This window comes from Cupriavidus phytohabitans (assembly GCF_017815025.1).
Classification (GTDB): Bacteria; Pseudomonadota; Gammaproteobacteria; order Burkholderiales; family Burkholderiaceae; genus Cupriavidus.
Window position 1 is genome coordinate 58981 of sequence record NZ_JAGIQB010000035.1, and the last position, 22366, is coordinate 81346.

20 protein-coding genes are annotated in these 22366 nt (G+C 66.0%); 8 read left to right on the top strand and 12 right to left on the bottom strand.

Translation table 11 applies throughout. From position 1 onward, the window contains the following. Nucleotide 1: 1 nt before the first annotated feature. Nucleotides 2–430 (bottom strand): division/cell wall cluster transcriptional repressor MraZ, encoded by a 429-nt coding sequence (mraZ, locus tag J8I34_RS22705; protein ID WP_010814778.1) that lies wholly within the window; start codon nt 428–430, stop codon nt 2–4. A gap of 456 nt (nt 431–886) precedes the next feature. Then, nucleotides 887–1510 (bottom strand): 2-polyprenyl-3-methyl-6-methoxy-1,4-benzoquinone monooxygenase, encoded by a 624-nt coding sequence (gene coq7 / locus J8I34_RS22710; RefSeq protein WP_029048065.1) that lies wholly within the window; start codon nt 1508–1510, stop codon nt 887–889. 334 nt (nt 1511–1844) lie between these two features. Here coq7 and J8I34_RS22715 point away from each other — a divergent pair, with 334 nt between their 5' ends. The 4 genes from J8I34_RS22715 to J8I34_RS22730 all read left to right on the top strand — a co-directional run bounded on the left by J8I34_RS22715 (nt 1845) and on the right by J8I34_RS22730 (nt 5229). Next, nucleotides 1845–2978 carry a porin gene (locus J8I34_RS22715; RefSeq protein ID WP_029048064.1) on the top strand — a complete coding sequence of 378 codons (1134 nt, stop codon included), beginning with the start codon at nt 1845–1847 and terminating at the stop codon, nt 2976–2978. A 170-nt stretch (nt 2979–3148) separates the two neighbouring features. Continuing rightward, complete coding sequence (locus J8I34_RS22720; RefSeq protein WP_029048063.1) at nt 3149–4150, top strand: tripartite tricarboxylate transporter substrate binding protein; 1002 nt, start codon at nt 3149–3151, stop codon at nt 4148–4150. A gap of 132 nt (nt 4151–4282) precedes the next feature. Next, nucleotides 4283–4786 carry a MarR family winged helix-turn-helix transcriptional regulator gene (locus J8I34_RS22725; protein ID WP_029048062.1) on the top strand — a complete coding sequence of 168 codons (504 nt, stop codon included), beginning with the start codon at nt 4283–4285 and terminating at the stop codon, nt 4784–4786. Then, entirely contained in the window at nt 4783–5229 is a 447-nt protein-coding gene (locus J8I34_RS22730; RefSeq protein WP_209774305.1) for a hypothetical protein, read from the top strand. The genes J8I34_RS22725 and J8I34_RS22730 overlap by 4 nt, the downstream gene beginning before the upstream one ends. Nucleotides 5230–5302: 73 nt before the next feature. On the opposite strand, the gene J8I34_RS22735 is transcribed toward J8I34_RS22730, so the two are convergent. From J8I34_RS22735 to J8I34_RS22750, 4 genes are all read right to left on the bottom strand, one after another. Continuing rightward, complete coding sequence (locus tag J8I34_RS22735) at nt 5303–6985, bottom strand: long-chain fatty acid--CoA ligase (protein WP_029048060.1); 1683 nt, start codon at nt 6983–6985, stop codon at nt 5303–5305. A 182-nt stretch (nt 6986–7167) separates the two neighbouring features. Continuing rightward, complete coding sequence (locus J8I34_RS22740; RefSeq protein WP_035877959.1) at nt 7168–7818, bottom strand: TetR/AcrR family transcriptional regulator; 651 nt, start codon at nt 7816–7818, stop codon at nt 7168–7170. Nucleotides 7819–7919: 101 nt separating this feature from the next. Then, a complete protein-coding gene (locus tag J8I34_RS22745) occupies nt 7920–9068 on the bottom strand; it encodes an aminopeptidase (protein WP_029048058.1) in 1149 nt (382 codons plus the stop codon). Beyond that, nucleotides 9065–11173 carry a molybdopterin-containing oxidoreductase family protein gene (locus tag J8I34_RS22750; RefSeq protein ID WP_029048057.1) on the bottom strand — a complete coding sequence of 703 codons (2109 nt, stop codon included), beginning with the start codon at nt 11171–11173 and terminating at the stop codon, nt 9065–9067. Before J8I34_RS22750 ends, J8I34_RS22745 begins: the two co-directional genes overlap by 4 nt. A gap of 286 nt (nt 11174–11459) precedes the next feature. Here J8I34_RS22750 and J8I34_RS22755 point away from each other — a divergent pair, with 286 nt between their 5' ends. Continuing rightward, nucleotides 11460–12647 carry an ABC transporter substrate-binding protein gene (locus tag J8I34_RS22755; RefSeq protein WP_209774312.1) on the top strand — a complete coding sequence of 396 codons (1188 nt, stop codon included), beginning with the start codon at nt 11460–11462 and terminating at the stop codon, nt 12645–12647. 70 nt (nt 12648–12717) lie between these two features. On the opposite strand, the gene J8I34_RS22760 is transcribed toward J8I34_RS22755, so the two are convergent. From J8I34_RS22760 to J8I34_RS22780, 5 genes are all read right to left on the bottom strand, one after another. Beyond that, nucleotides 12718–13779 (bottom strand): ABC transporter ATP-binding protein, encoded by a 1062-nt coding sequence (locus tag J8I34_RS22760; RefSeq protein WP_029048055.1) that lies wholly within the window; start codon nt 13777–13779, stop codon nt 12718–12720. Continuing rightward, nucleotides 13776–14774, bottom strand: coding sequence for an ABC transporter ATP-binding protein (locus J8I34_RS22765; RefSeq protein ID WP_029048054.1), 999 nt, complete (start codon nt 14772–14774; stop codon nt 13776–13778). The genes J8I34_RS22760 and J8I34_RS22765 overlap by 4 nt, the downstream gene beginning before the upstream one ends. Nucleotides 14775–14790: 16 nt before the next feature. Then, the gene (locus tag J8I34_RS22770; protein ID WP_029048053.1) at nt 14791–15741 is read right to left on the bottom strand and encodes an ABC transporter permease; all 951 of its coding nucleotides are present in this window, start codon (nt 15739–15741) and stop codon (nt 14791–14793) included. A gap of 3 nt (nt 15742–15744) precedes the next feature. After that, entirely contained in the window at nt 15745–16722 is a 978-nt protein-coding gene (locus tag J8I34_RS22775; protein ID WP_029048052.1) for an ABC transporter permease, read from the bottom strand. A gap of 115 nt (nt 16723–16837) precedes the next feature. Continuing rightward, complete coding sequence (locus tag J8I34_RS22780) at nt 16838–18424, bottom strand: ABC transporter substrate-binding protein (RefSeq protein ID WP_209761210.1); 1587 nt, start codon at nt 18422–18424, stop codon at nt 16838–16840. Between the two features lie 346 nt (nt 18425–18770). Here J8I34_RS22780 and J8I34_RS22785 point away from each other — a divergent pair, with 346 nt between their 5' ends. After that, complete coding sequence (locus J8I34_RS22785) at nt 18771–19964, top strand: M20 aminoacylase family protein (protein WP_209807075.1); 1194 nt, start codon at nt 18771–18773, stop codon at nt 19962–19964. 75 nt (nt 19965–20039) lie between these two features. Continuing rightward, nucleotides 20040–21065 (top strand): DUF2891 domain-containing protein, encoded by a 1026-nt coding sequence (locus J8I34_RS22790; protein ID WP_209807076.1) that lies wholly within the window; start codon nt 20040–20042, stop codon nt 21063–21065. Nucleotides 21066–21081: 16 nt separating this feature from the next. On the opposite strand, the gene J8I34_RS22795 is transcribed toward J8I34_RS22790, so the two are convergent. Beyond that, on the bottom strand, nt 21082–22047 hold the full coding sequence (locus tag J8I34_RS22795) for a DUF3047 domain-containing protein (RefSeq protein WP_209774318.1): 966 nt from the start codon (nt 22045–22047) through the stop codon (nt 21082–21084). A gap of 132 nt (nt 22048–22179) precedes the next feature. Here J8I34_RS22795 and J8I34_RS22800 point away from each other — a divergent pair. Then, the coding region (locus J8I34_RS22800; RefSeq protein WP_209807077.1) for a hypothetical protein at nt 22180–22366 on the top strand (187 nt) is incomplete at its 3' end.

Here is a 22366-nt window from a genome sequence, read left to right on the forward strand (position 1 = left end):
TTCAGAAAGAGAAATTTTTCAATGCTTCGGGCATGCCTTGCGCCATCGCCTGCTGTTCCTTGGCGGCGTAGGTCGCGGCATCCCACACTTCGAAATGACTGCCCATGCCGAGCAGCATGACCTCTTTGTCGAGCATGGCGGCACTGCGCAGCTCCGGTGCGATCAGCACCCGGCCTGCTCCGTCCATTTCCACGTCGGCGGCGTTGCCCAGGAAGATGCGCTTCCACCAGTGCGCATCCATCGGCAGCGCTGCAATGCGCGTGCGGAAGGTTTCCCACTCGGGCCGCGGAAACAGCAGCAGGCAGCCATCCGGGTGCTTGGTCAGCGTCACCCGGCCCTCAGCCTGCTGTTGCAGCGCCTCGCGATGCCTGGACGGAATGGACATCCGCCCCTTGGCATCCAGCGACAGCGCCGATGCTCCCTGAAACACGCTCGCTCCCGGTCCCTGCCTGCTACCGGTGGCCCCTGGCAGCTGGCAATCGCGTGAATCCCTCTGTTTCCGACTGTGACGAAATGATCCCACGGTCGGTTCGCAATTTCACACAAAAATACACTTCCTCACACTATTTCCCACTTTAGAGGAAGCAATTTGGGCGGTCAAGGCTGGTTGCAGAGCAGCAAACGAGATTTTTCGAATCAGAACAATGACTTAGCGCGCACACCTCACGCACCGTGAAAGTGAATCCTTAATGAAATGAAGATGTTAGGGAGGAAAGCAGAGAAACCACCTGAGAACTGCGGGAGGAGAACTGCCGGCGGCGGCGGGAACGACTATCACGCAGCCCGGGGAAAGGATACAACAATCGCCCGCCAGCACTGGAAAATCAAGGGCCGGCGGGCAACCGCGAGCGAGCGGCAATGAGGCCGGGCGCGCAGCCGCCGCGCTTCAGATGCGGTAGGCGGCGGTGGTCATCACGCGCGAAGCGCCGCGCATCAGCGCACGCACCGGCGCGGGCAGCGGGATGCCGCCGGCATCGCGGGCGGCAGCGCCATGGCGGATCTCGTCGTCGCGCATCTGCTCGAGGATAGCGCGCGAGCGGCCGTCCGCTTCAGGCAGGCGGTCCAGGTGGCCGCCGAGATGGTGCTCGACCTGGCGCTCGGTCTCGGCCACGAAGCCAAGGCTGACCTTGTCGCCCGTCCGGCCCGCAACCCAGCCGATCGCGAACGCACCCGCGTACCACAGCGGGTTGAGCAGGCTCGGGCGCGAGCCCAGCTCGCGCAGCCGCTCGGCGCACCAGGCCAGGTGGTCTTCTTCTTCGCGCGCGGCCGCATCCATCTGCGCGCGCACTGTCGCGTTGCGCGCGGTCAGTTTCTGCGCCTGGTACAGGGCCTGGGCGCAAACCTCGCCGACATGGTTGATGCGCATCAGACCGGCCACGTGGCGCCGCTCTTCGGCGCTCATCTGTTCGGTGTCCGGCGCCAGCTGGTCGGCCGGGTTGGCGCGCGCGGAGCGGGTTGCCCCGGCGATGGCCCGCAGTGCCACGTCGAATTCTTTGATCAGGGTGTCCATGTCGCGCAAGCGGATTGATCTTCTTGCTCCCGAGGTCTTCATGGTGGGGTACACGCGGCAGCGCGACCCGCGGCGACCGCATCGGGATTACCCGCATTGTAGCTTGCCTCTAATTCGCCGCATCCCGCGCCACGCCTTGCATCGATGCGGAGCGCTACTCAGAAACCCTGAGTTGCTAAAACCAGACAAGGGGGTTGCGCCCGAATGGTGAACGAAAAGTTGTTTGTTACAGTACTTCGCAACTTCCAAGGAAGTTTGACGCATGGGGGATGGAGACCAACAGGAGGTTCCCCCGGGCCGTCACCAATAATTCTTACAGTGGAGATCAACGAGCATGAAGAAATCGCTTCTGGCGCTGGCAGCGCTTGGCGCATTTGCCGGGGCGGCGCAGGCCCAATCGAGCGTCACGCTCTACGGTGTGGTGGATGCCAACATCGAGTACGTGAGCAACATGTCGAGCGTCATCCCGTCGTCCGCCAACGGCTTTGCCACCGGCCCGGCCGAAAACCTCTTCCGTATGTCATCCGGCGGCCTGTCCGGCTCCCGCTGGGGCCTGCGCGGCGTGGAAGACCTCGGTAGCGGCCTGAAGGCGCTGTTCGTGCTCGAAAGCGGTTTCGGCCTCGACAATGGCGGTCTGCAGCAAGGCGGCCGCCTGTTCGGCCGCCAGGCTTATGTCGGCCTGGAAAGCGCCCAGGCTGGCCGCTTCACCTTCGGTCGCCAGTACACCTCGCTGTTCGACATGATGGCCAATTTCTCGCCGGCCGGCTATGCCACCCAGTATGAACCGGTGGTGGCGCAACTGGGCCTGAACTTCCGCTCGGACAACACGGCCAAGTACACGGGCAAGTTCGGTCCGGTGACGGCGGTCGCCCACTGGTCGTTCGGCAACGGCGTCGCCGGCGGAGGCGAAGTCCCGGGCCAGTTCCGCCGCGATACCGGCTACGGTGCAGGCGTCTCATGGGCAGCCGGCCCGTTCGGCATCAGCGGCGCCTATGACCAGTACAACCCGACCCTGAACGCCGCCGGCGGCACCGGGGAGGCCAAGAAGGCCGCGGTCGCTGCCAGCTATTCCTTTGGCCCGGCCAAGCTGATGGCCGGCTATCGCTGGGGCATGAGCAAGGCGCCGAACGACAATACGATCCTGAAGGACAATTACTACTGGGTCGGCGGCAACTACCAGGTCACCCCCGCACTGGGCCTGACGCTCGCGTACTACTACGACGACGTCAAGAACTTCAACCCGGCTGCCACCGGCGCCACCAACAACATCAAGAACCCCTGGCAGATCTCGTTTATCGCGGACTACAGCGTGTCCAAGCGCACCGACCTGTACCTGACCACGGCCTTCTCGAAGAACGCCGGCCTGAACTTCGACACCTCGGCGATCAGCTTCGCCAATGGTTACTTCCTGGGTACCGGCGAAGACAAGATGGTCGGCGTCGCCCTGGGCATCCGCCACAAGTTCTGATCGCCAGCCTCACCGGCCGATCGTTCAAAAGGCACCTGCGGGTGCCTTTTTTCATGGGCGTGCGGCGCCTTGCGCTTAGGGCATCACCCCATCGGCGTGCCGATTGCGGCCAACTAGAATGCACATGCCACCGCCCGGCGACACGAGGCGGCTACACCAGGAGACCACGCATGCAACCCATTCGCCGGCGCGCCGTCGCGCTGTTGCTGTCCGGCAGCCTTGCCGCGCTCGCCAGTCCCGCGGCGCTGGCCGCCGATCCGTATCCGTCCAAGCCGGTTCGGCTGGTCGTCCCGTTTGCCGCAGGCGGCACCACCGATATCCTGGCCCGCGCCGTCGCCGCGGAGCTGGCCAAGCTGCCTGGCTGGAACGTGGTGGTGGACAACAAACCCGGCGCGGGCGGCAATATCGGCGCCGATATCGTCGCCAAGGCGGCGCCGGACGGCTATACGCTGCTGATGGGCACGGTCGGCACCCACGGCATCAACCAGTCGCTGTATGGAAAGCTGCCGTTCGACCCCATCAAGGACTTTGCACCCATCACCGAAGTGGCGGCGGTGCCGAACGTCCTGGTAGTCAACCCGGCCTTCGCGCAGCAGAACAAGATCGACAGCGTCAAGGACCTGATCGCCTACGCGCGTGCCAACCCGGGCAAGCTGAACATGGCTTCCAGCGGCAACGGCACCTCGATCCACCTGGCCGGCGAGCTGTTCAAGACCCAGACCAAGACCTTCATGGTCCATTTCCCGTACAAGGGCAGCGGGCCGGCGCTGACCGACCTGACCGGCGGCACCATGCAGGTGATGTTCGACAACCTGCCTTCGTCGATGGCGCTGATCAAGGCCGGCAAGCTCAAGGCGCTGGCCGTGACCAGCGCCAAACCCTCGCCGGCACTGCCGGGCGTGCCGACCATCGCCCAGGCGGCCGGCCTGCCGCAGTACGAGGCCAGCTCCTGGTTCGGCATGCTGGCACCCGCCGGGACACCGCCGGAAATCGTCCACCGCATCCAGCAGGAAGTGGCCAAGGCGCTCGGCGCTCCCGCGGTGCGCGAACGCCTGCAGGCACAGGGTGCCGAACCGGTCGGCAATACGCCGGAGCAGTTCGCGGCGCTGATCCGCGCCGAAACCACCAAATGGGCCAAGGTGGTCAAGGATTCGGGCGCCAAGGTCGATTGACGACGGTTTGATCGCCGGCAGGGGCGACCGTCCGCATCGCGCATATACTTGAGGCATCAAATGTTGACTGCCGGCCCGATCCGGCAGCCGCCGGCGGCGTTCGCCGCACACCCGCGCACCGTTGCACTGAAGATGCCAAACCTGTCCCCTGCCGCCGGCGCCGAGAACGCGCCGGTCGACCTTGAAACCCGTGCCGACCAGACCGAGCACGAAGCCCTGCGGCTGTGGCTGCGGCTGCTGACCTGCACCAACCTGATCGAAGGCGACATCCGCTCGCGGCTTCGGCAGGATTTTGCCTGCACGCTGCCGCGCTTCGACCTGATGGCCCAGCTCGATCGCCACCCCGAAGGGCTCAAGATGGGCGAGCTGTCACGCCGCATGATGGTCACGGGCGGCAATGTCACCGGCATCACGGACCAGTTGCAGCAGGAAGGGCTGGTCTCGCGCGAGGCGCTGCCCACCGACCGCCGCGCCTACCTGATCCGCCTGACGCCGGCGGGACGCGCGGCATTCTCGCGCATGGCGCGTGCGCATGAGGATTGGATCGGCCAACTGTTTTCGGGGCTGGCCGAAACCGACCGGCGCGCGCTGTTCCGACTACTCGGCAGGCTCAAGAACGGCCTGATCTCGCCATGAAGACGCTACCCTACCTCACGCTGTGCGGCCTGCTGCCGCTCCTGGCCGCCTGCAGCAGCACGCCGCAACCGCCGCAGATGACCCCGGTGAACGCCACCATCAAGCTTGGCCGCGTGACCGAAAGGACCTTCCTGACTCGGATGGACGTCGCGCAGGCGCCCGCTTATTACGGCAGCGGTACCAGCGTCGGCGTGGGTGCCGCGGGAGGTGGCGGAGGCGGCGGGGTGGGCGTAGGCTTTGCCTTCGACCTGAGCCGGCTGTTCAGTCGCCCGGCGCCGGTGCAGCAGATCGACCTGTTCCAGTACAAGGTGCGGACCATGGACGGCACGCTCGTATCGGCCAATGCGCCGGCGATACCTGGCCTGGAGCCGGGCGCGTGCGTGCGGGTGATCTACCTGGATGGCAGTACGGATCCGAGACTGGCGCCATCGAACGAATGCTGAGCCGCGGAAGCGGCGCTGGAAAGCAAACGGCCTCCGTTGCGGAGGCCGTTGTCGTTTGCGCAGGCGCTGGCGCTCAGGCCGCCTTGCGGCTGTCGCGCAGTTCGCGGCGCAGGATCTTGCCGACGTTGGTCTTGGGCAGCTCGGTGCGGAACTCCACGTACTTCGGCCGCTTGTAGCCGGTCAGCCGCTCCTTGCAGAACTCGATCACGTCCGCCTCGGTCAGCGCCGGGTCCTGCTTGACCACGAACAGCTTGACCACCTCGCCAGAGTGCGTGTCGGGCACGCCCACCGCGGCCACTTCCAGCACGCCCGGGCACTCGGCCACCACGCCTTCGACTTCGTTCGGGTACACGTTGAAACCCGACACCAGGATCATGTCCTTCTTGCGGTCGACGATCTTGGTGTAGCCGCGCTCGTCCATGATGCCGATATCGCCGGTCTTGAAGAAGCCGTCAGCGGTCATGACCTTGGCGGTCTCGTCCGGGCGGTTCCAGTAGCCCGCCATCACCTGCGGGCCACGGATGCAGATCTCGCCCGGCTGACCCAGCGGCAGGTCCCTGCCATCGTCGTCGCGGATCACCACTTCGGTCGACGGCAGCGGCATGCCGATGGTTCCGGAGAAGGCATTGCTGTCGGTCGGGTTGCAGGTGGCCGACGGCGAGGTCTCGGACAGGCCGTAGCCCTCGATGATCGGGCAGCCGGTCTTGTCCAGCCACTTCTTGGCCACCGCTTCCTGCACCGCCATGCCGCCGCCGTTGGCCACGCGCAGGCCGGAGAAGTCGACCTTGGCGATCTCCGGGTTGTTGATCAGCGCGTTGTACAACGTGTTGACCGCCGGGAACATGTTGAACTTGTACTTCTGCAATTCCTTGATAAAGCCCGGGATATCGCGCGGGTTGGGGATCAGCACGCTCATGCCGCCGCTGCGCATCCCCAGCAGGCAGCAGACGGTCAACGCGAAGATGTGGTACAGCGGCAGCGCGGTGATGGTGACGACCTGGTCGATATGGCCGCCCTTGGCCAGCGCCGGCTGCATCCAGGCCTCGGACTGCAGCACGTTGGCGACCACGTTACGGTGCAGCAGAACTGCGCCCTTGCTCACACCGGTGGTGCCGCCGGTGTATTGCAGGAAGGCGATGTCGTCAGGTCCGGTGGTCGCCGGCTGCAGCGTGAGCCTGCCGCCTTCGGCCAGCACGCTGTTGAAGCGCACGCAGTTGGGCAACTCCCACGCCGGCACCATCTTCTTGACGTTGCGCACGACAAAATTGACGATCGCGCCCTTCAGTCCGCCGAGCAAGTCGCCCATGCTGGCGACCACCACGTGCTTGACCGGCGTGCGGGCCAGCACCTGCTGCAGCGTGGCGGCAAAGTTCTCCAGGATGACAATGGCCTCGGCGCCGCTGTCCTTGAGCTGGTGCTCCAGCTCGCGCGGGGTGTAAAGCGGATTGACATTGACCACGACGAAGCCGGCGCGCAGCACCGCGGCCAGCACCACCGGATACTGCAGCACGTTCGGCATCATGATTGCCACGCGCGCGCCGGGACGCAGCCCGCGCGACTGCAGCCACGCGGCGAAGCGCGAGGACATCTGGTCGAGTTCGCCGTAAGTGATGGCCTTGTCCATGCAGACAAAGGCCTTGCGGTCGGCATAGGTGCGGAAAGACGCTTCGAGCAGCTGGGCAAGCGTACGAAACTGGCTGGCATCGATCTCGGCGGGGACGCCGGCCGGGTAGTGTTTCAGCCAAATCCTGTCCATAGCACCGTCTCCTGAATTTCTGAATGGTCGTTCGATTTTGCCGTGATGCTAAACGGGCGCTTCGGTTAAAACAACAACTTAGACGAAGTCCTCGGGGACATTGCACTACGCACGCGCCCCTGACGGGCATTATGCGCCACCGGTGCCGCGGTGGCAGCGGGATAACCCCTAGGCCCGTGGGTTCAACCTCCGCCGGGCAGCACCAGCTTCATCATGTTGGTGGCGAGTTCGTGCGCAAGCGCCTCGTCATCCATGCGGCCCGGCTGGTGCCACGTGTACATGAAGCCGACCACGCTGCCGATTGCATGCGCCGTCACGCGCGCATCGCCAAAGGCAAACACGCCCTCGCGCTTGCCCTCTTCCAGCAACGCATACAGGTCGCGGTAGAAGCCGCGCGCCATGCTGTCGAGCCAGGCCACGGTATCGGGGCGCAGGTACTGGTGGTCGCGGAAGCTGAGCGTCGCGGGCACGTGGCAGGCAACGCAGCGGCGTGCCATTTCGAGCAGGCAGGCATGCAGGCGCTCGCGCACCGGCAGCGCCGGGTCGGCGGTCTCGCGGATCACGGGCAGGCAGGTCTGCGCCGACTCGCGGCACAGGATGTCGAAGATCTCGTACTTGTCGGTGAAGTAGTAGTAGACCGCCGGCTTGGTCACGCCCAGCGCGCGGCACAGGTCGTTCATGGTCATGCCGGGATAGCCCTTGGTATAGAAGAGCTGCGCGGCGGTATCGAGGATCTGGCGGCGGCGCGCTTCCTGGCGCTCGGCGATTTGCATGCGTGCCGGCACGGGCTCGGGCGCAACGTCTGCGGGGGCGGGTCTCTGTACGGTCGACATGATCGCAATTCTCGCATGGCGGCATGGGGCTGCCAGCGTGGCCGCGCGCTCAACATGGCCAGCCCGAAGGGAAACCGCGCTTTATCGATACCTGCCAGCCGTCAGTCGGGCCCGGCCGCCGTGCCGCTCGCGGTCAGCGTATCGACGCGGGTAGCGGGCGGCGCCAGCCGGCGCAGCGTGGCCTCGCGCTCGGCGGCCGGCAGCGCGCCGATGCGGCCGGCTTCGGCATAGAAGCGGCGCCAGTCGCCATCGCACTGCGCCAGCAGCGCGGTAAAGGCCGGCACCCACTGCTGGTACGTCGCCACCGCCGCCAGGTGGGCATTGGTCAGCGGCTGGTCGAACCAGCGGTCATAGCCGCTGTAGTTGCCCCACTCCAGCTTGAGCCGAGCGTATTGCTCGCGCATGTCGGCGAAGATCCTGGCCTTGCCCTCGCGCTTGGCTTCGCCGTCCAGCGGCGTCTGGTACAGCGCCGCCAGCCGGTCGCGCGTGCCGAGCAGCAGCGCGCGGAACTGCTGGCGGCGCGCGTCGTACTGCCGGTAGCTGGTGCGCGCATCCTCCGAGGCATCCTCCGCCAGCCAGCGCTCCACGCCGGCGGCTTCCACGGCGGTGGCAAAGGACTCGTTGAAGGCGGTGTCGTTGCGCACGTAGACGACCTGGTGCGCCAGTTCGTGGAAGATCAGCCGCGCCAGCTCGCCCTCCGGCAGGTAGACGAAGGTATTGAGCAGCGGGTCGTCGAAATAGCCCAGCGTCGAATAGGCGGGGATGCCTGCGACGTACGCTTCCAGGCCGTCGCGGCGCAGGCCCTGCGCGTACTGCTCGGCGTCGTCCTGCGCGTAGTATCCCCGGTAGCTGATGCAGCCGACGATAGGGAAGCACCACTTGCGCAGCTCCATCGACAACTCGGGCGTGGCGAACACGCTCCACACCACATAGGGCCGGTGCAGGTTGGCATAGCGGCGGTAGCTGCCGTTGTCGGGCAGCTTCAGCTCGCGCGACGCGTAGTCGCGGATGCGGCCGGCCAGCGCCAGCCGTTGCGCCAGGCGCGCGTCGTTGGCGTCGCGTGCGCCGGCGATAGCGTCGTTGAGCGGCTGCGCCTGCGCCATCACGCCGAGGTGGCCGCCGATCGACTGCGCGTAGTAGCCCACGGTTTCGCATCCGGCCGTGAGCAGGGCCAGGCCCGTCATGACCGACGCCGCCAGGATTGCCGCCCCGCGCCGGCGGCCCGGCCGCGCGCCTTGCCGGGTATTCATGCGGGCTGGACTGCCCCTTCCGTGCAGGCCTCGACCTGCACCAGGCAGTCATAGAATACCGGCGCCCGGCCCAGGTCGGTCAGGCGCTGGCTGGTCAGTTCGTTGGCGTTCTTGCCGTCCGAGGCCAGCTTCTTCCACCAGATCGACAGGCCCACCACCAGCCCGCGCCGGGCGCGGTCGGTCACGCGGGCGCGCGCCAGCATGCTGCCGCGGTCGTTGAAGGCGCGCACCATGGCGCCGTGCACGATGCCGCGCTCGGCGGCGTCGGCCGGGTGGATGTCCAGGTGCGGCTCGCCCTCGGTGGCGCGCAGGCTGTCGACATTGACGAACGAGCTGTTCAGGAAGTTGCGCGCAGGCGGCGAGATCATCGCCAGCGGGTAGCGCGCCGCGAGTTCCGGCGCGGTCGCGGGGGACTCGTACTGCGGCACGTAGTCGGGCAGCGGGTCGAAGCCATCGCGGGCCATCGGCTCGGAATAGAACTGGCACTTGCCCGAGGCGGTGGGAAAGCCGCCTTCGGCGAACGGTGCCGGCGCCAGCGCCAGCTTCTGCCAGCCCTGCTCCTTGAGCGACGCCCAGCTGATGCCGGCGGCGCGGGCATCGCCCGGGAGGATCGCCTGCGCGGCGATGTCCTCGTCGGTGTCGGCGAAGCACGGCTCGGTGAAACCCATGCGCTGCGCCAGGCGGCGGAAGATCTCGGTATTGGGCAGCGCCTCGCCCATCGGTGCGATCGCGGCGTTGTTGGCGAGGAAATACGTGTGGCCGTAGGCCTTGTGCACGTCGGTGTGCTCGAGCTGCGTGGTGGCCGGCAACAGGATGTCGGCGTAGTCGGCGGTATCGGTGCGGAAATGCTCGAGCACCACCGTGAACAGGTCCTCGCGCGCGAAGCCGGCAGCGACCTTGGCCGACTCCGGCGCCACCGCGACCGGGTTGCTGTTGTAGACGACCACCGCCTCGATCCGCGGCGCGCCGGGCGCGGGGTCAGCCAGCAGCGCATCGCCGATGGTGCTCATGTTGACCAGGCGCGGCAGTTTGCCGGGCCCGCCCGGCAGCAGGTCAGGCCGCTGCAGCGCGGCATCGTTGATCGGGAAGAAGCCCGAGGTCGACAGCTGCAGCCCCCCGGCGGCATGGCGCCACGCGCCCACCAGCGAGGGCAGGCACGCCACCGCCCGCACCGCCTGGCCGCCGCCGTGCACGCGCTGCATGCCGTAGTTCAGGCGGATCGCCACCGGCTGGCGCTCGCGCACCGCCAGCTGGCCGTAGAGGCCTGCCAGCCACTCGATGTCTTCGACCGGAATGCCGCAGATCTCGGCCACGCGTGCCGGCGGATAGGCCTGGGCGCGCTCTCGCAGTGCCTCGAAGCCCACCGTGTGGCGTTCGATGTAGTCATGGTCGAGCAGCCCGTCGCGGACCAGCACATGGATCATGCCCAGCGCGAGCGCGCCGTCGGTGCCGGGCATCGGCGCGATATGGCGGTGGCATTTCTCGGCACTCAGCGAACGGTAGGGATCGATCGCCACCAGCGTGGCGCCGCGCCGCTTGGCTTCCTGCGCACGTGTCCAGAAATGCAGGTTGGAAGCGATCGGGTTGCCGCCCCAGATGATCACCAGCTTCGCATCGACCACGTGCTCCATGTCCATGCCGACGCTGGCGCCATAGGTATAGCGCAACGCGGTGGCGCCGGCGCTGGCGCAGATGGTGCGGTCCAGCCGCGACGCGCCCAGCTTGTGGAAGAAGCGTGCGGCCATGCTCTCGCCCTGCACCAGGCCCATGGTGCCGGCATAGCTGTACGGCACGATGGCCTGCGGATCGCGCGCGGCGATGGCTTGCAGGCGCGTTGCGATGGTGTCGAGCGCTTCATCCCAGGAAATCGGTGCGAACTTGCCCTCGCCTTTCCTGCCGATGCGCTTCATCGGCGTCAGCAGGCGGTCGGGGTGGTAGGTGCGTTCGGTGTAGCGCGATACTTTGGTGCACAGCACGCCCTGCGTGCCGGGATGGTCCGGATCGCCGGCCACCTTGACGGCGCGGCCGTCCTCGACGGTGACGAGCAAGGCACAGGTGTCGGGGCAGTCATGCGGGCAGGCGGCGCGGACAATGCGGGAAGCCATGGGATCTCCGGGGGGCTGGCGGTCAGTCGTTATCTTTCGTTCGGTCGGAACGTGAGGTTTATGGCGCGGTTGCCGCGGGTCGCGGGCCGGCGCCGGCGCTGCGGCGCGTCCCCGTCCGTGCGGGCGTACGGGACCAGGCGCGGGGAGTATCTCGATCGGATTGTATTCGATTATGATGTGCCGGCGCGCGGCCGGCCCCATGCTGGCGGCGCGCTTGCCGACCAATGCCGGCGCAGACCGGCGCATGGCGGCGAACGGGTAACCGAACCATATTTTGCGGGGGTTTATGTTTTTCCGATCCGGGGTCAATGGCCGGCTTGCCGGCCTGCTGGTGGCGTGCGCCATCGGCACGGGCGGCGCATCCGGCGCTGCCATCGCCAGCACTGCCACATCCGAAACCGGCGTCACCGCCGATACCATCCGGCTGGGCCAATCGGCCGCGCTGACCGGGCCCGCCGCGTCGCTCGGCAAGCAGATGCACGCGGGCGCACGGCTCTATTTCGACCACATCAACCAGCAAGGCGGCATTTTTGGCCGCAAGATCCGGCTCGAGGCGCTGGACGACTACTACGAGCCCGAGCCTGCCGCCAAGAACACACGGAAGCTGATCGAGGAAGACCGCGTTTTCGCGCTGTTTGGCTACGTCGGCACGCCCACCAGCCAGGCCGCGCTGCCGCTGGCGACACAGGCCAGGGTGCCGTTCTTCGGCCCGTATACCGGCGCGCGCTCGGTGCGCGAGCCGCGCAGCCGCTACGTCTTCCATGTCCGTGCCGGCTACGGCGACGAAGCCGCGGCGATCCTGCGCCAGATCCAGACCACCGGCCTGAAGCGCGTGGCCGTGGTCTACAACGACGATGCCTACGGCAAGGCCGAGCTGGAAGAGCTGGAACGCGCGCTGAAGAGCGCCACCGACAGTGGGGTGCAGCTGGTCGCGCGCGAAGCCGTGGTCCGCAATACGGTGGAAATCGGTGACGCCATGCAGGGCGTTATCAAGGCCCAGCCCGATACCGTGGTGATGATCAGCGCGTATCGCACGGCCGGCGCCTTCGTCAAGGAAGCGCTGCGGCGCGGCTACAACGGGCAGTTCTACAACGTTTCCTTCGTCGGCACGCAGGCGCTGGCAAACGAGGTCGGCGCGAAAGGCAGCGGCGTGATCATCTCGCAGGTGATGCCGCATCCGGGCAACGCAACGCTGCCGGTGGTGCGCGAATACCTGCGCCTGCTTCAGGCCGCCGGCAAGCCGAACGAGTTCGACTACGCCAGCATCGAGGGCTACATCGCGGCGAAGGCCTTTACCGAAGGGCTGCGCCGCGCGGGCAAGGACCTGACGCGCGAGAAGCTGGTGACGGCACTGGAATCGATGCGCAGCCTTGACCTGGGCGGATTCATCGTCAACTTCACGCCGGAGAACCATGTGGGGTCACGGTTCGTGGAGATGACGGTGATCAATTCGAAGGGGCAGGTGATCCGGTGAGTTTTCCAGCCGCGTTTGGTTTCTCCCCTCTCCCTCTGGGAGAGGGGAGCAAGACGGCTTGGGTCCTCTCCTACTTCATGTCATTCAAATGGCAAGCCGAAAACCGCATCGGCGCGATCTCCTTCAACGCCGGCTGCTCCTCCTTGCAACGTGGCATCGCATACGGACAGCGCGGATGGAAATGGCACCCCGACGGCGGATTCAATGGTGATGGAATCTCGCCCTTGATCGCCACATAGGTTTTCTTGCCGACCTCCAGCTTCGGCGCTTCGGCCAGCAGCGCCTGCGTGTACGGATGGTTCGGCGCGGCGAACACGTCCTCGGTCGGCGCCGACTCGACCACCCGCCCCAGGTACATGATCACCACCCGGTCGCTGATGTGCTTGACCACGCCAAGGTCATGGCTGATGAACAGGTAGGTCAGGTTCAGCTCTTCGCGCAGCCGCATGAACAGGTTCAGCACCTGCGCCTGGATCGATACGTCGAGTGCCGCCACCGACTCATCGCAGACCAGGAATTCCGGCTTCACCGCCAGCGCCCGCGCAATGCCGATGCGCGCGCGCTGCCCGCCCGAGAACTGGTGCGGGAAGCGCCGCAGCACGGTCGGGTCCATGCCGACGCGCACCAGCATGTCCTCGACATAGCCCTTCTGCCCGCCACGGTCGACCATGCCGTGCACCACCGGCGCCTCACCGACGATGTCCAGCACGCGCAGCCGCGGATTGAGGGAAGCGTACGGATCCTGGAAGATCATCTGGATCGCCAGCTGCTTCTCGCGGCGCTTGTCCGGCGGCAGGTGGTCGAGGTTGGTGCCGCGCCACAGCCGATCACCTTCCGTCAGCGTGTGCAGGCCGACGGCCATGCGGCCCAGCGTGGACTTGCCGCAGCCGGATTCGCCGACCAGGCCCACCACCTCGCCGGTGCGGATGCTCAGGTCGACGCGGTCGACCGCATGCACCACCTCTTCGCGCGCATGGGCGCCGAACAGGTTGGCGATGCGCGCCGCGGTGTCGAGCGACTTGACGAAACGCTTGGACACGCCGCGCAGCTCCAGCAGCGGCGCCGCGGGCGTCTCACCGGGAGCGGCCGCAGTGTTTGCCATCGGTCGGGATTGCAGTTCAGTCGTGGTCATGCCGCCTCCTGGTTGGCCAGCACCGGGTGGAAGCAGCGCAGGCGGCGGCCGTCAGGCGCGGTCTCCAGCGGCGGCTCGGTCTTGCACGCGGCGGTCGCGTACGGGCAGCGCTCGCGGAACGAGCAACCGCCCGGCAGGTTCAGCAGCGATGGCGTCATCCCCGGGATCTGCCGCAGCGGCGCGCCGCGCGGGTTGCGCGACGGCGCTGAACCGATGAGGCCGTGCGTGTACGGATGCTCGGGATGCTCGAGCACCTGGCGCACATCGCCCGCCTCGACAATCTTGCCGGCATACATCACGCACACGGTATCGGCCAGCCCCGCCACCACCGACAGGTCGTGCGTGATCCAGATCAGCGCCGTGCCGGATTCGCGGCACAGGGTCTGCATCTCGTACAGGATCTGGCCCTGGATGGTGACGTCGAGCGCCGTGGTCGGCTCGTCGGCGATGATCAGGTCGGGCTTGTTCAGCAGCGCGATCGCGATCGCCACGCGCTGGCGCATGCCGCCCGAGAACTGGTGCGGATAGGCCAGCAGGCGCTCGTCCGGCGACGGGATGCCGACCCGCGCCAGCGCATTGCGCGCGCGCTCGCGCGCCACCGCCTTGCCGACGTTCTCGTGCGCCAGCACCGCCTCGATCATCTGCGTGTCAATGCGCAGGACCGGGTTGAGCGTCATCATCGGATCCTGGAAGATCATCGCGATGCGGTTGCCGCGCACGTCGCGCTGCTGCGCCGGCGTCAGCGCGCGCAGGTCACGCGTGATGCCGTCGCGGCTGGTCAGCGCAATGCGCCCGTCGACGACCTTCCCGGGCGGGTCGATCAGGCCCATGATCGAGTAGCCGGTCATCGACTTGCCGGAGCCGGACTCGCCCACCAGCCCCATGATCTCGCCGCGGCCCACGGTAAAGGACACGTCGTCGACAGCCTTGGCAATGCCGCCGCGCGTGTAGAAATGCGTCTTCAGGTTCTCTACGACCAGCGTAGGTTGTGCCATGTCGGTCTCCCGCGGGTTATTGCGTCTGCAGGCGCGGGTTGAGCACGTCGCGCAACTGGTCGGCGACCAGGTTCATCGCCACGATGGTGACCACCAGCGCGATGCCCGGGAAGAAGCTGATCCAGTACTTGCCCGACAGCATGTATTGCTGGCCGTTGGAGATCAGCGAGCCCAGCGACGGCTCCGTGATCGGCACGCCCAGCCCGAGGAACGACAGCGTCGCCTCCAGCGTGATCGCCGACGCCACCTGCAGCGCCGCGATCACGATCAGCGGCGGCAGGCAGTTGGGCAGCAGGTGGCGGAACATGATGCGCCGCGGCGGCAGGCCCAGGCAGGTGGCCGCCTCGATATATTCCTTGCGGCGCTCCACCAGCGCGGCGCTGCGCGTGGTGCGCGCGTAGTAGGCCCACTGCACCGCCACCAGCGCGATCACAATGTTGCCCAGCCCCGGGCGCAGGAACGCCAGCAGGATCAGCGCCAGCAGGATCGGCGGGAACGACAGCTGCAGGTCGGCCACGCGCATGATGAACGCCTCGGTACGCCCGCCCAGGAAGCCGGCCAGCAGCCCCAGCGTGGCACCGAGCAAGAGCGCGATCACGGTGCTCACCACGCCCACGCCGATGCTGATGCGCAGCCCGTACATCACCGCCGACAGGATGTCGCGCCCCTGCTCGTCCGAGCCGAGCAGGAAGGTCATGCCGGTGCCGGCCTTCTCGCCCGGCGCCAGCCGGGCGTCGAGCACGTCGAGCGTAGCCAGGTCATACGGGTTCTGCGGCGCCAGCCATGGCGCAAGGATCGCAATCAGGATGATGGTGACCAGCGTGGCCAGCCCGGCCACGGCGATCTTGCTGGAAAAGAACTCCATGGCAAAGCGGCGCCACGGCGACTGTTCGCGCGCGGCCGGCGGTGCGGCCGGTGGTACGCCCGGCGGCGTCTTGTCTTGCGGTTCGACGGTTGCGGCAGTCATGGCTCAGCCCTTGTTGTCGGCAATGCGCACGCGCGGATCGAGCATGCTGTAGATGATGTCCACCACCAGGTTGATCAGGATGAACAGCGTCACGATCACCATCAGGTAGGCCACGATCACCGGCCGGTCCAGCAGTTGGATCGAGTCGATGATCAGCTTGCCCATGCCGGGCCAGGCAAAGATCGATTCGGTCACGATTGCGAACGCGATGATCGAGCCGAACTGCAGCGCGATCACCGTGACGATCGGAATCAGGATGTTCTTCAGCACGTGCACGCCGACGATGCGCGTATTGGACAAGCCCTTGGCGCGCGCAAACTTGACGTAGTCCTGCAGCATCGCCTCCTGCGTGCCGGCGCGCGTAAGCCGGATCACCATGGCGATATTCAGCAGCGACAGCGTCACCGCCGGCAGCACCAGGTGGCGGATGCCGTCGACGGTCAGGAAGCTGAGCGGGATGCCGAGCACGCGCACGGTCTCGCCGCGCCCGTTGGACGGCAGCCAGCCGAGCTGCACCGCGAACACCATGATCAGCATCAGGCCGACCCAGAAGGTGGGCAGCGAGAACCCGAGGATCGACACCGTCATGATCGACTTGCCCGCCACGCCGTTGGGCCGCAACCCGGCCCACAGCCCCAGCGGAATGCCCAGCACGATCGCCAGCAGGATCGCGCAGACGGCCAGCTCCATGGTGGCTGGCATGCGCTCGAAGATCAGCTTGAGCGCCGGCGTGCCGTGCGCGAACGAAGTACCGAGGTTACCTTGCAGCGCATTCTGCAGGAACACCCAGTATTGCTCCCACAGCGGCTTGTCCAGGCCGAGCGCCGCGATGGTGCGCTTGATGTCCTCCTGGTCGGCCTGCGGGTTGATCAGGATGTCGACGGGATTGCCGATGGCAAAGACGCCGAGGAAAACCAGCAGCGACATGACGAAGAGCACCACTACACTCTGCATCAGGCGCCGGATGATGAAAACCAGCATATTCAGACCACTATCCTTTCGCGCGCGAATGCGCACGCCGCCCAGGAGCGCGATACGCTTCCGGGCGGCGCAGCAGCCATGCGCGGCACCGCGAACTCAGCAGCAGGCAGCCTGCTTACTGGGGCTTGAAGTTATGCGCGTAGGTGCGCTCGTCGGTACGCGGCACATAGACGATGCCCTTCTGCGTGGCCCAGGTGGTCACCTGCTGGTGGATCGGGATGATACCGCCATCGTTGATCGCGATCGCGGTGGCTTCCTGCAGCATCTTGGAGCGTTCGGCATCATTCACGGTAGACAGCGCCTGTTCCAGCACCACGTCCATCTTTGGGTTGCAGTATTCGCCCCAGTTGGTGGTGCCGAAGCCCTTCTTGCTGTCCTCGCACGCCAGCAGCGCGCGCAGCGGCGAGCTGACCTCGCCGGTCTGGGCGCCCCACCCGAGCAGGCCGAACGACCACTCATGCTTGATGCCCTTGGACGAGTACGTCGCCATCGGCATGCCTTCCACCTTGGTAACGATGCCGATGCGGGTCAGGTTCTGCGCGATGGTCTGCGCGATCTTCTCGTCGTTGACGTAGCGATTGTTGGGCGTGTGCAGCGTCACGCCGAAGCCGTTCGGGTAGCCGGCCTGGGCCAGCAGCTTCTTGGCGCCTTCGGGGTCGTACTTGACCGTCTTCAGGTTGGGGTTGTAGCCGAACAGCGTGGGCGGCACCAGGTTGTTGGTCGGCTCCGACAGGCCTTCCATCAGCCGGTCCTTGATGCCCTGCCGGTTGATCGCCATGCTGATGGCATTGCGCACGCGCGCGTCCTTCAGCGGATTCTTGTCCAGCGGCGCGCCTTCCTTCGTGGTGACGTAGGGCGACTTGTCGCGCTTGGCATCGAAATACAGGTAGATCACGCGGTGCGAGATCTTCGAGAAGAACGACAGCTTGGGATCCTGCCGCACCTTGGGCAGGTCGGGCGTCGGCACGTTCTCGATCGCCTGCACGTCGCCCGACAGCAGCGCCGCAAGGCGCGTGGCCGGGTTCGGGATAAAGCGCAGCGTGGCCTTTTCCCACGCCGGCTTGGCTCCCCAGTAGTTGTCGTTGCGCACCAGTTCGACCCGGTCGTCGCGGGCGTAGCTGACGAACTTGAACGGCCCGGTGCCGATCATGCCCTTGCCCTGGGCGAAATCGTCCGAGCTCAGGCCCTGCGTGGCCTTCTTCTGCACGATGAAGATCGACGTCAGGTCGTTCAGCATCAGCGGGTACGGCTTGTTGGTGGTCAGCTGGATGGTGTACTTGTCGATCACCTTCTTGTTGACGATCGCCTTGGTGTAGACGTCGAACTTGCCAGGGCTGTTCTGGATGGTGGCCGGGCGGTCCAGCGACCAGACGATGTCTTCGGTGGTCAGCTCGGAACCGTCATGGAACTTCACGCCCTGTCGGATCTTGAATTCCCAGGTCAGGTTGTTGACCAGCTTCCAGGATTCGGCCAGGCCCGGGATGATGCGGCTGTCCGGATCCATCTTCACCAGCGAGTCGAAGATGTGCTCCGACACGTTGATATTGGAGAACAGGTTGTAGAAATGCGGATCCATCGAGGTCGGCGGCGAACTCATGGCCAGTTTGAGGTCCGCGGCCTGGGCGCTGCCGGACCAGGCCAGGCCAAGGGCCCCGGCCACGGCGACAACACCGATTGCCTTCTTGAAAGTGCGAAGGGACATCGCGCAATTCTCCCTGTAGGAAGTGAAGCAGACGTTTTAGGATCGGCAATGCGCGCGCCGCGGGTCACGCAGCAGGTCGCGCACGGGCGCTGCTTTTTGGTGCGCAATCTGGGCGCAGTGATGCAGCGCAAAACGGCAATTTGCCGGCCGGGCACTTCAAGCATGAACTGTTCCAGCAGTCGACATGCGAGGGCAATGCGGGGAAACCCACACCATTTGGCATATTGCACCGCGCCATTCGCTGGATGAGGCACGAACCGGCGCATTTTGGCGCTTTTCCGAGAGGCATCGTATGATCGGGGTTATCCGACGCCTACCCGGCTCGCCACGCCCAGACTCCGGCATCATGAAGCTCATCCCCGAAATCCTGCAGGCGCAGGCCGAAATCCGCGCGATCCGCCGCGATATCCACGCTCATCCGGAACTCTGCTTCGAAGAACAGCGCACCGCCGACGTGGTTGCGCGCAACCTCGAGGCGTGGGGCATCGAAGTGCATCGCGGCCTCGGCACCACCGGCCTGGTCGGGGTGATCCGCAATGGCAGCAGCGCGCGCACCATCGGCCTGCGCGCCGACATGGACGCCCTGCCGCTGCAAGAGGCCAACACCTTCGGCCACCGTTCACAGCATGCGGGCAAGATGCATGCATGTGGCCACGACGGGCATACCGCGATGCTGCTCGGCGCGGCGCGCTACCTGGCGCAGCACAAGCCCTTCGACGGCACCGTGCACCTGATCTTCCAGCCGGCCGAGGAAGGCGGCGGCGGTGCGCGCGAAATGATCAAGGACGGACTGTTCTCCCGTTTTCCCTGCGATGCGGTATTCGGCGTGCACAACTGGCCAGGCATGCCGGTAGGCGCCTTCGGCACGCGCACGGGTCCGCTGATGGCATCGAGCAATGAATTCCGCATCGTCGTGCGCGGCAAGGGTGCGCATGCGGCCATGCCGCACAATGGCAACGATCCAGTCTTCACCGCCGCGCAGATCGTCTCGGCGCTGCAGGGGATCATCACCCGCAACAAGCGCCCCATCGATACCGCGGTGATCTCGGTCACGCAGTTCCATGCCGGCGACGCAACCAATATCGTGCCGAACGAAGCCTGGATCGGCGGTACGGTGCGCACGTTCACGGTGCCGGTGCTCGACCTGATCGAGCGGCGCATGGAGGAAGTGTCCCGCGCTGTCGCGAGCGCGTTTGACTGCACCGTCGACTACGAATTCCACCGCAACTATCCGCCCGCGATCAACACCGAAGCCGAAACCGGCTTCGCCGCCGCGGTCGCCGCCGAACTGGTGGGCGAAGCCAATGTCGACAGCGACATCGAGCCGACCATGGGCGCCGAGGATTTCTCCTTCATGCTGCAGGAAAAGCCGGGCTGCTACCTGTTCCTCGGCAACGGCGACGGCGCACACCGCGACAGCGGGCATGGCATGGGACCCTGCATGCTGCATAACCCCAGCTACGACTTCAACGACGAATTGCTGCCGGTGGGCTCGACTTTCTTCGTGCGGCTGGTGGAGAAGTGGCTGGCACCTGTGTAACAACAAGAACTCAAGGCGCAGCCTGCAGGCAGAATCGATAACAGCGCATTCGCGCAAGACAGGGGGAGCATCTGCATGGGCCGCTCGGCGCTTGATCGGGGGACGGCGCGCAGCTTTGCGCGCGTGGCACTGGACAATATCCTGCGCCGCTATCCGTACAAGGTGGATCACATGATGTGCGCCGCCGGCGACGTGGCCGAGCCGGCGAACTGGCACCCGGCCTTTTGCGGCAGCTACGACTGGCATTCGAGCGTGCACATGCACTGGCTGCTGGTGCGGCTGCTGGCGCTGTACCCTGACCTGGATGAAGCGGACGAACTTCGCGATGCGCTCGACGCGCAGCTGCGGCCGCAGCATATCGCGGTCGAACTGGACTATTTCCATCGGCCCGGTTCGCGGACGTTCGAACGTCCGTATGGCTGGGGCTGGGTAATGAAGCTGCAGGCCGAATTGCTGGCGCTGGCTCAGCTGGATCCGCGCGCCGTGGCATGGGCCGAAGCCTGCGCTCCGCTCGCCTCGCACCTGTCGCGGCAATTGGCTGAGTTTCTGGACGCGGCGGATTTCCCGGTGCGCACCGGCACACACTTCAACAGCGCCTTTGCCTGCGTGATGGCGCTGGCCTACGCGCGCGCAGCGCAGGACACGGCGTTGCGGCGCGCCATCGTGCGGCGCGCGCATCGTTGGTTCGGGCACGACCGCAGCTATCCGGCGCGCTATGAGCCGGGCGGCGATGAATTCCTGTCGGGCGGCATGACCGAAGCCGTATTGATGCATGCCGTCATGGACGGCAGCGCGTTCGGGCAATGGTGGGAAATGTTCGTGCCTGGGCCGGCGGAACTGGCCAACTGGCTGACTCCAGTAGAGGTCGCCAATCGCAGCGATCCCAAGACGTCGCATCTCGACGGGTTGAACCTGTCGCGCGCGTGGTGCTGGCGCCTGCTGGAGCCGGCGTTGCCGGAACCGCTGCGCCCGCTGGCCGTGCGCGCCTGGTCCGACCATATCGAGGCATCGCTGCCCTATGCCGTTGCCGGCGACTATGTCTCGACACACTGGCTGGCCTCGTTCGCGCTGCTGGCGATGGCCGAGCCGGTCGGCGGCTGACGCCGCCACGTTGCCCTCAGTCCAGCGCGATATCCCCGTACCAGGATTCCGCCTTGCTCCTGGTGTTGTCGGTATCGGTCATGATGCCGACCGCAACCACTCGCCCGGGATCGGTGCCGAACGCCTTGCGGTAGTCCGCGCGCAGGTCGCGTTCGTGGCATCGCCACTCATTGGCATGCTTCGTGCCGCTATCGACCACGATCATGCGCACGCGGTCGGTATGCGGATTGGCCACCACCGAGCCTTCGGCGCGCTTGCCGCCCCAGATGTACATCAACGTGGCGTAAGGCATTTCGCGGCCGGTGGTGAGCCGTGCCATCTCGTACATCAACTGGTCTTTCAGCGGCAGACTGCCCTTGTCGCCGTCGAAGGCGACGAACAGGCGCAGCGGAGAATCCTCGCGCGGACCGTGGCTGTTGTCTGCATTGCGGATGATCCCGCTGGTCTTCCAGCTCCAGCGGACCATGCCGGCATCGCGATCGTGCAGCGGTACATAGAGGCCGGATGCCGAGCTATCGGCCTGTGCATGGACGACCACGCGCTGGTCGACTTCGGTCATCGCATAGCGGGTGGGGATCTTGTTGCGGTTGATGGTCCATGGCTGCCAGCCGACCGGCAGATGTCCTGCGCGTTGCGCCACCGAGAACAGTGGAAGCGTAGGCAGCGTCGTCGGCGCGGCGTCGGTCTCCTCTCCGTCTTCGCCTGCATCGGCCTCCACAGCGCGGCCGTTAGCCGCTGTGAAGGAATTAGCCGGCGTGGCCGAAGGCAGCTCGCCCTGCTCGGTAGCGCGCTGCGTCTGCGCGTACGCCGCCATGCGCTTGGCAAAAGCCTGGCAGTCGACCGCGGAAATGCTGCCCGCCTGTGCCGAATCAGTTTCGGCGGTGGATAAGCCTGCGGAACCGGGGGGATTGGATGCGCATCCTGCCAGCATCAGCGCGCTGGCGGCGCCAGTAAGAACCAGCCGAAACGCCTTGGCCGTCATGTAACCCCTCGAATCCCGGAACTGGCCCTGCTTCCTTGGCAAGGGCCTGTCTATTGCTCACTGCTTGCTGCTTGATGCAAACGGCTTCGTGCCGCTCGTGGGCACTTGGGAGTTGAACATAGCAGAAGGTGTGTGGAGCAGGAATGCTGGGGTACCCGGAATGCAGCGGGAAAACAACGGGGATTGGGGGCGGGTGCCGTTGATGACGACGAAAAAACCAAAGCAAAAACCCCTCGCAGCACACGCTGTCGAGGGGTTTTGCACAATAAGAGCCTGGCGATGACCTACTTTCACACGGGAATCCGCACTATCATCGGCG

Excerpts from the sequence above, each read along its gene's own strand:
- J8I34_RS22720 (WP_029048063.1), top strand. The coding sequence starts at position 3,149 with ATGCAACCCATTCGCCGGCGCGCCGTCGCGCTGTTGCTGTCCGGCAGC.
- J8I34_RS22780 (WP_209761210.1), bottom strand. The coding sequence starts at position 18,424 with ATGTCCCTTCGCACTTTCAAGAAGGCAATCGGTGTTGTCGCCGTGGCC.
- J8I34_RS22725 (WP_029048062.1), top strand. The coding sequence starts at position 4,283 with ATGCCAAACCTGTCCCCTGCCGCCGGCGCCGAGAACGCGCCGGTCGAC.
- J8I34_RS22795 (WP_209774318.1), bottom strand. The coding sequence starts at position 22,047 with ATGACGGCCAAGGCGTTTCGGCTGGTTCTTACTGGCGCCGCCAGCGCG.
- J8I34_RS22735 (WP_029048060.1), bottom strand. The coding sequence starts at position 6,985 with ATGGACAGGATTTGGCTGAAACACTACCCGGCCGGCGTCCCCGCCGAG.
- J8I34_RS22770 (WP_029048053.1), bottom strand. The coding sequence starts at position 15,741 with ATGACTGCCGCAACCGTCGAACCGCAAGACAAGACGCCGCCGGGCGTA.
- J8I34_RS22765 (WP_029048054.1), bottom strand. The coding sequence starts at position 14,774 with ATGGCACAACCTACGCTGGTCGTAGAGAACCTGAAGACGCATTTCTAC.
- J8I34_RS22775 (WP_029048052.1), bottom strand. The coding sequence starts at position 16,722 with ATGCTGGTTTTCATCATCCGGCGCCTGATGCAGAGTGTAGTGGTGCTC.
- J8I34_RS22715 (WP_029048064.1), top strand. The coding sequence starts at position 1,845 with ATGAAGAAATCGCTTCTGGCGCTGGCAGCGCTTGGCGCATTTGCCGGG.
- J8I34_RS22785 (WP_209807075.1), top strand. The coding sequence starts at position 18,771 with ATGAAGCTCATCCCCGAAATCCTGCAGGCGCAGGCCGAAATCCGCGCG.
- coq7 (WP_029048065.1), bottom strand. The coding sequence starts at position 1,510 with ATGGACACCCTGATCAAAGAATTCGACGTGGCACTGCGGGCCATCGCC.
- J8I34_RS22760 (WP_029048055.1), bottom strand. The coding sequence starts at position 13,779 with ATGACCACGACTGAACTGCAATCCCGACCGATGGCAAACACTGCGGCC.
- J8I34_RS22750 (WP_029048057.1), bottom strand. The coding sequence starts at position 11,173 with ATGGCTTCCCGCATTGTCCGCGCCGCCTGCCCGCATGACTGCCCCGAC.
- J8I34_RS22730 (WP_209774305.1), top strand. The coding sequence starts at position 4,783 with ATGAAGACGCTACCCTACCTCACGCTGTGCGGCCTGCTGCCGCTCCTG.
- J8I34_RS22790 (WP_209807076.1), top strand. The coding sequence starts at position 20,040 with ATGGGCCGCTCGGCGCTTGATCGGGGGACGGCGCGCAGCTTTGCGCGC.
- J8I34_RS22755 (WP_209774312.1), top strand. The coding sequence starts at position 11,460 with ATGTTTTTCCGATCCGGGGTCAATGGCCGGCTTGCCGGCCTGCTGGTG.
- J8I34_RS22740 (WP_035877959.1), bottom strand. The coding sequence starts at position 7,818 with ATGTCGACCGTACAGAGACCCGCCCCCGCAGACGTTGCGCCCGAGCCC.
- J8I34_RS22745 (WP_029048058.1), bottom strand. The coding sequence starts at position 9,068 with ATGAATACCCGGCAAGGCGCGCGGCCGGGCCGCCGGCGCGGGGCGGCA.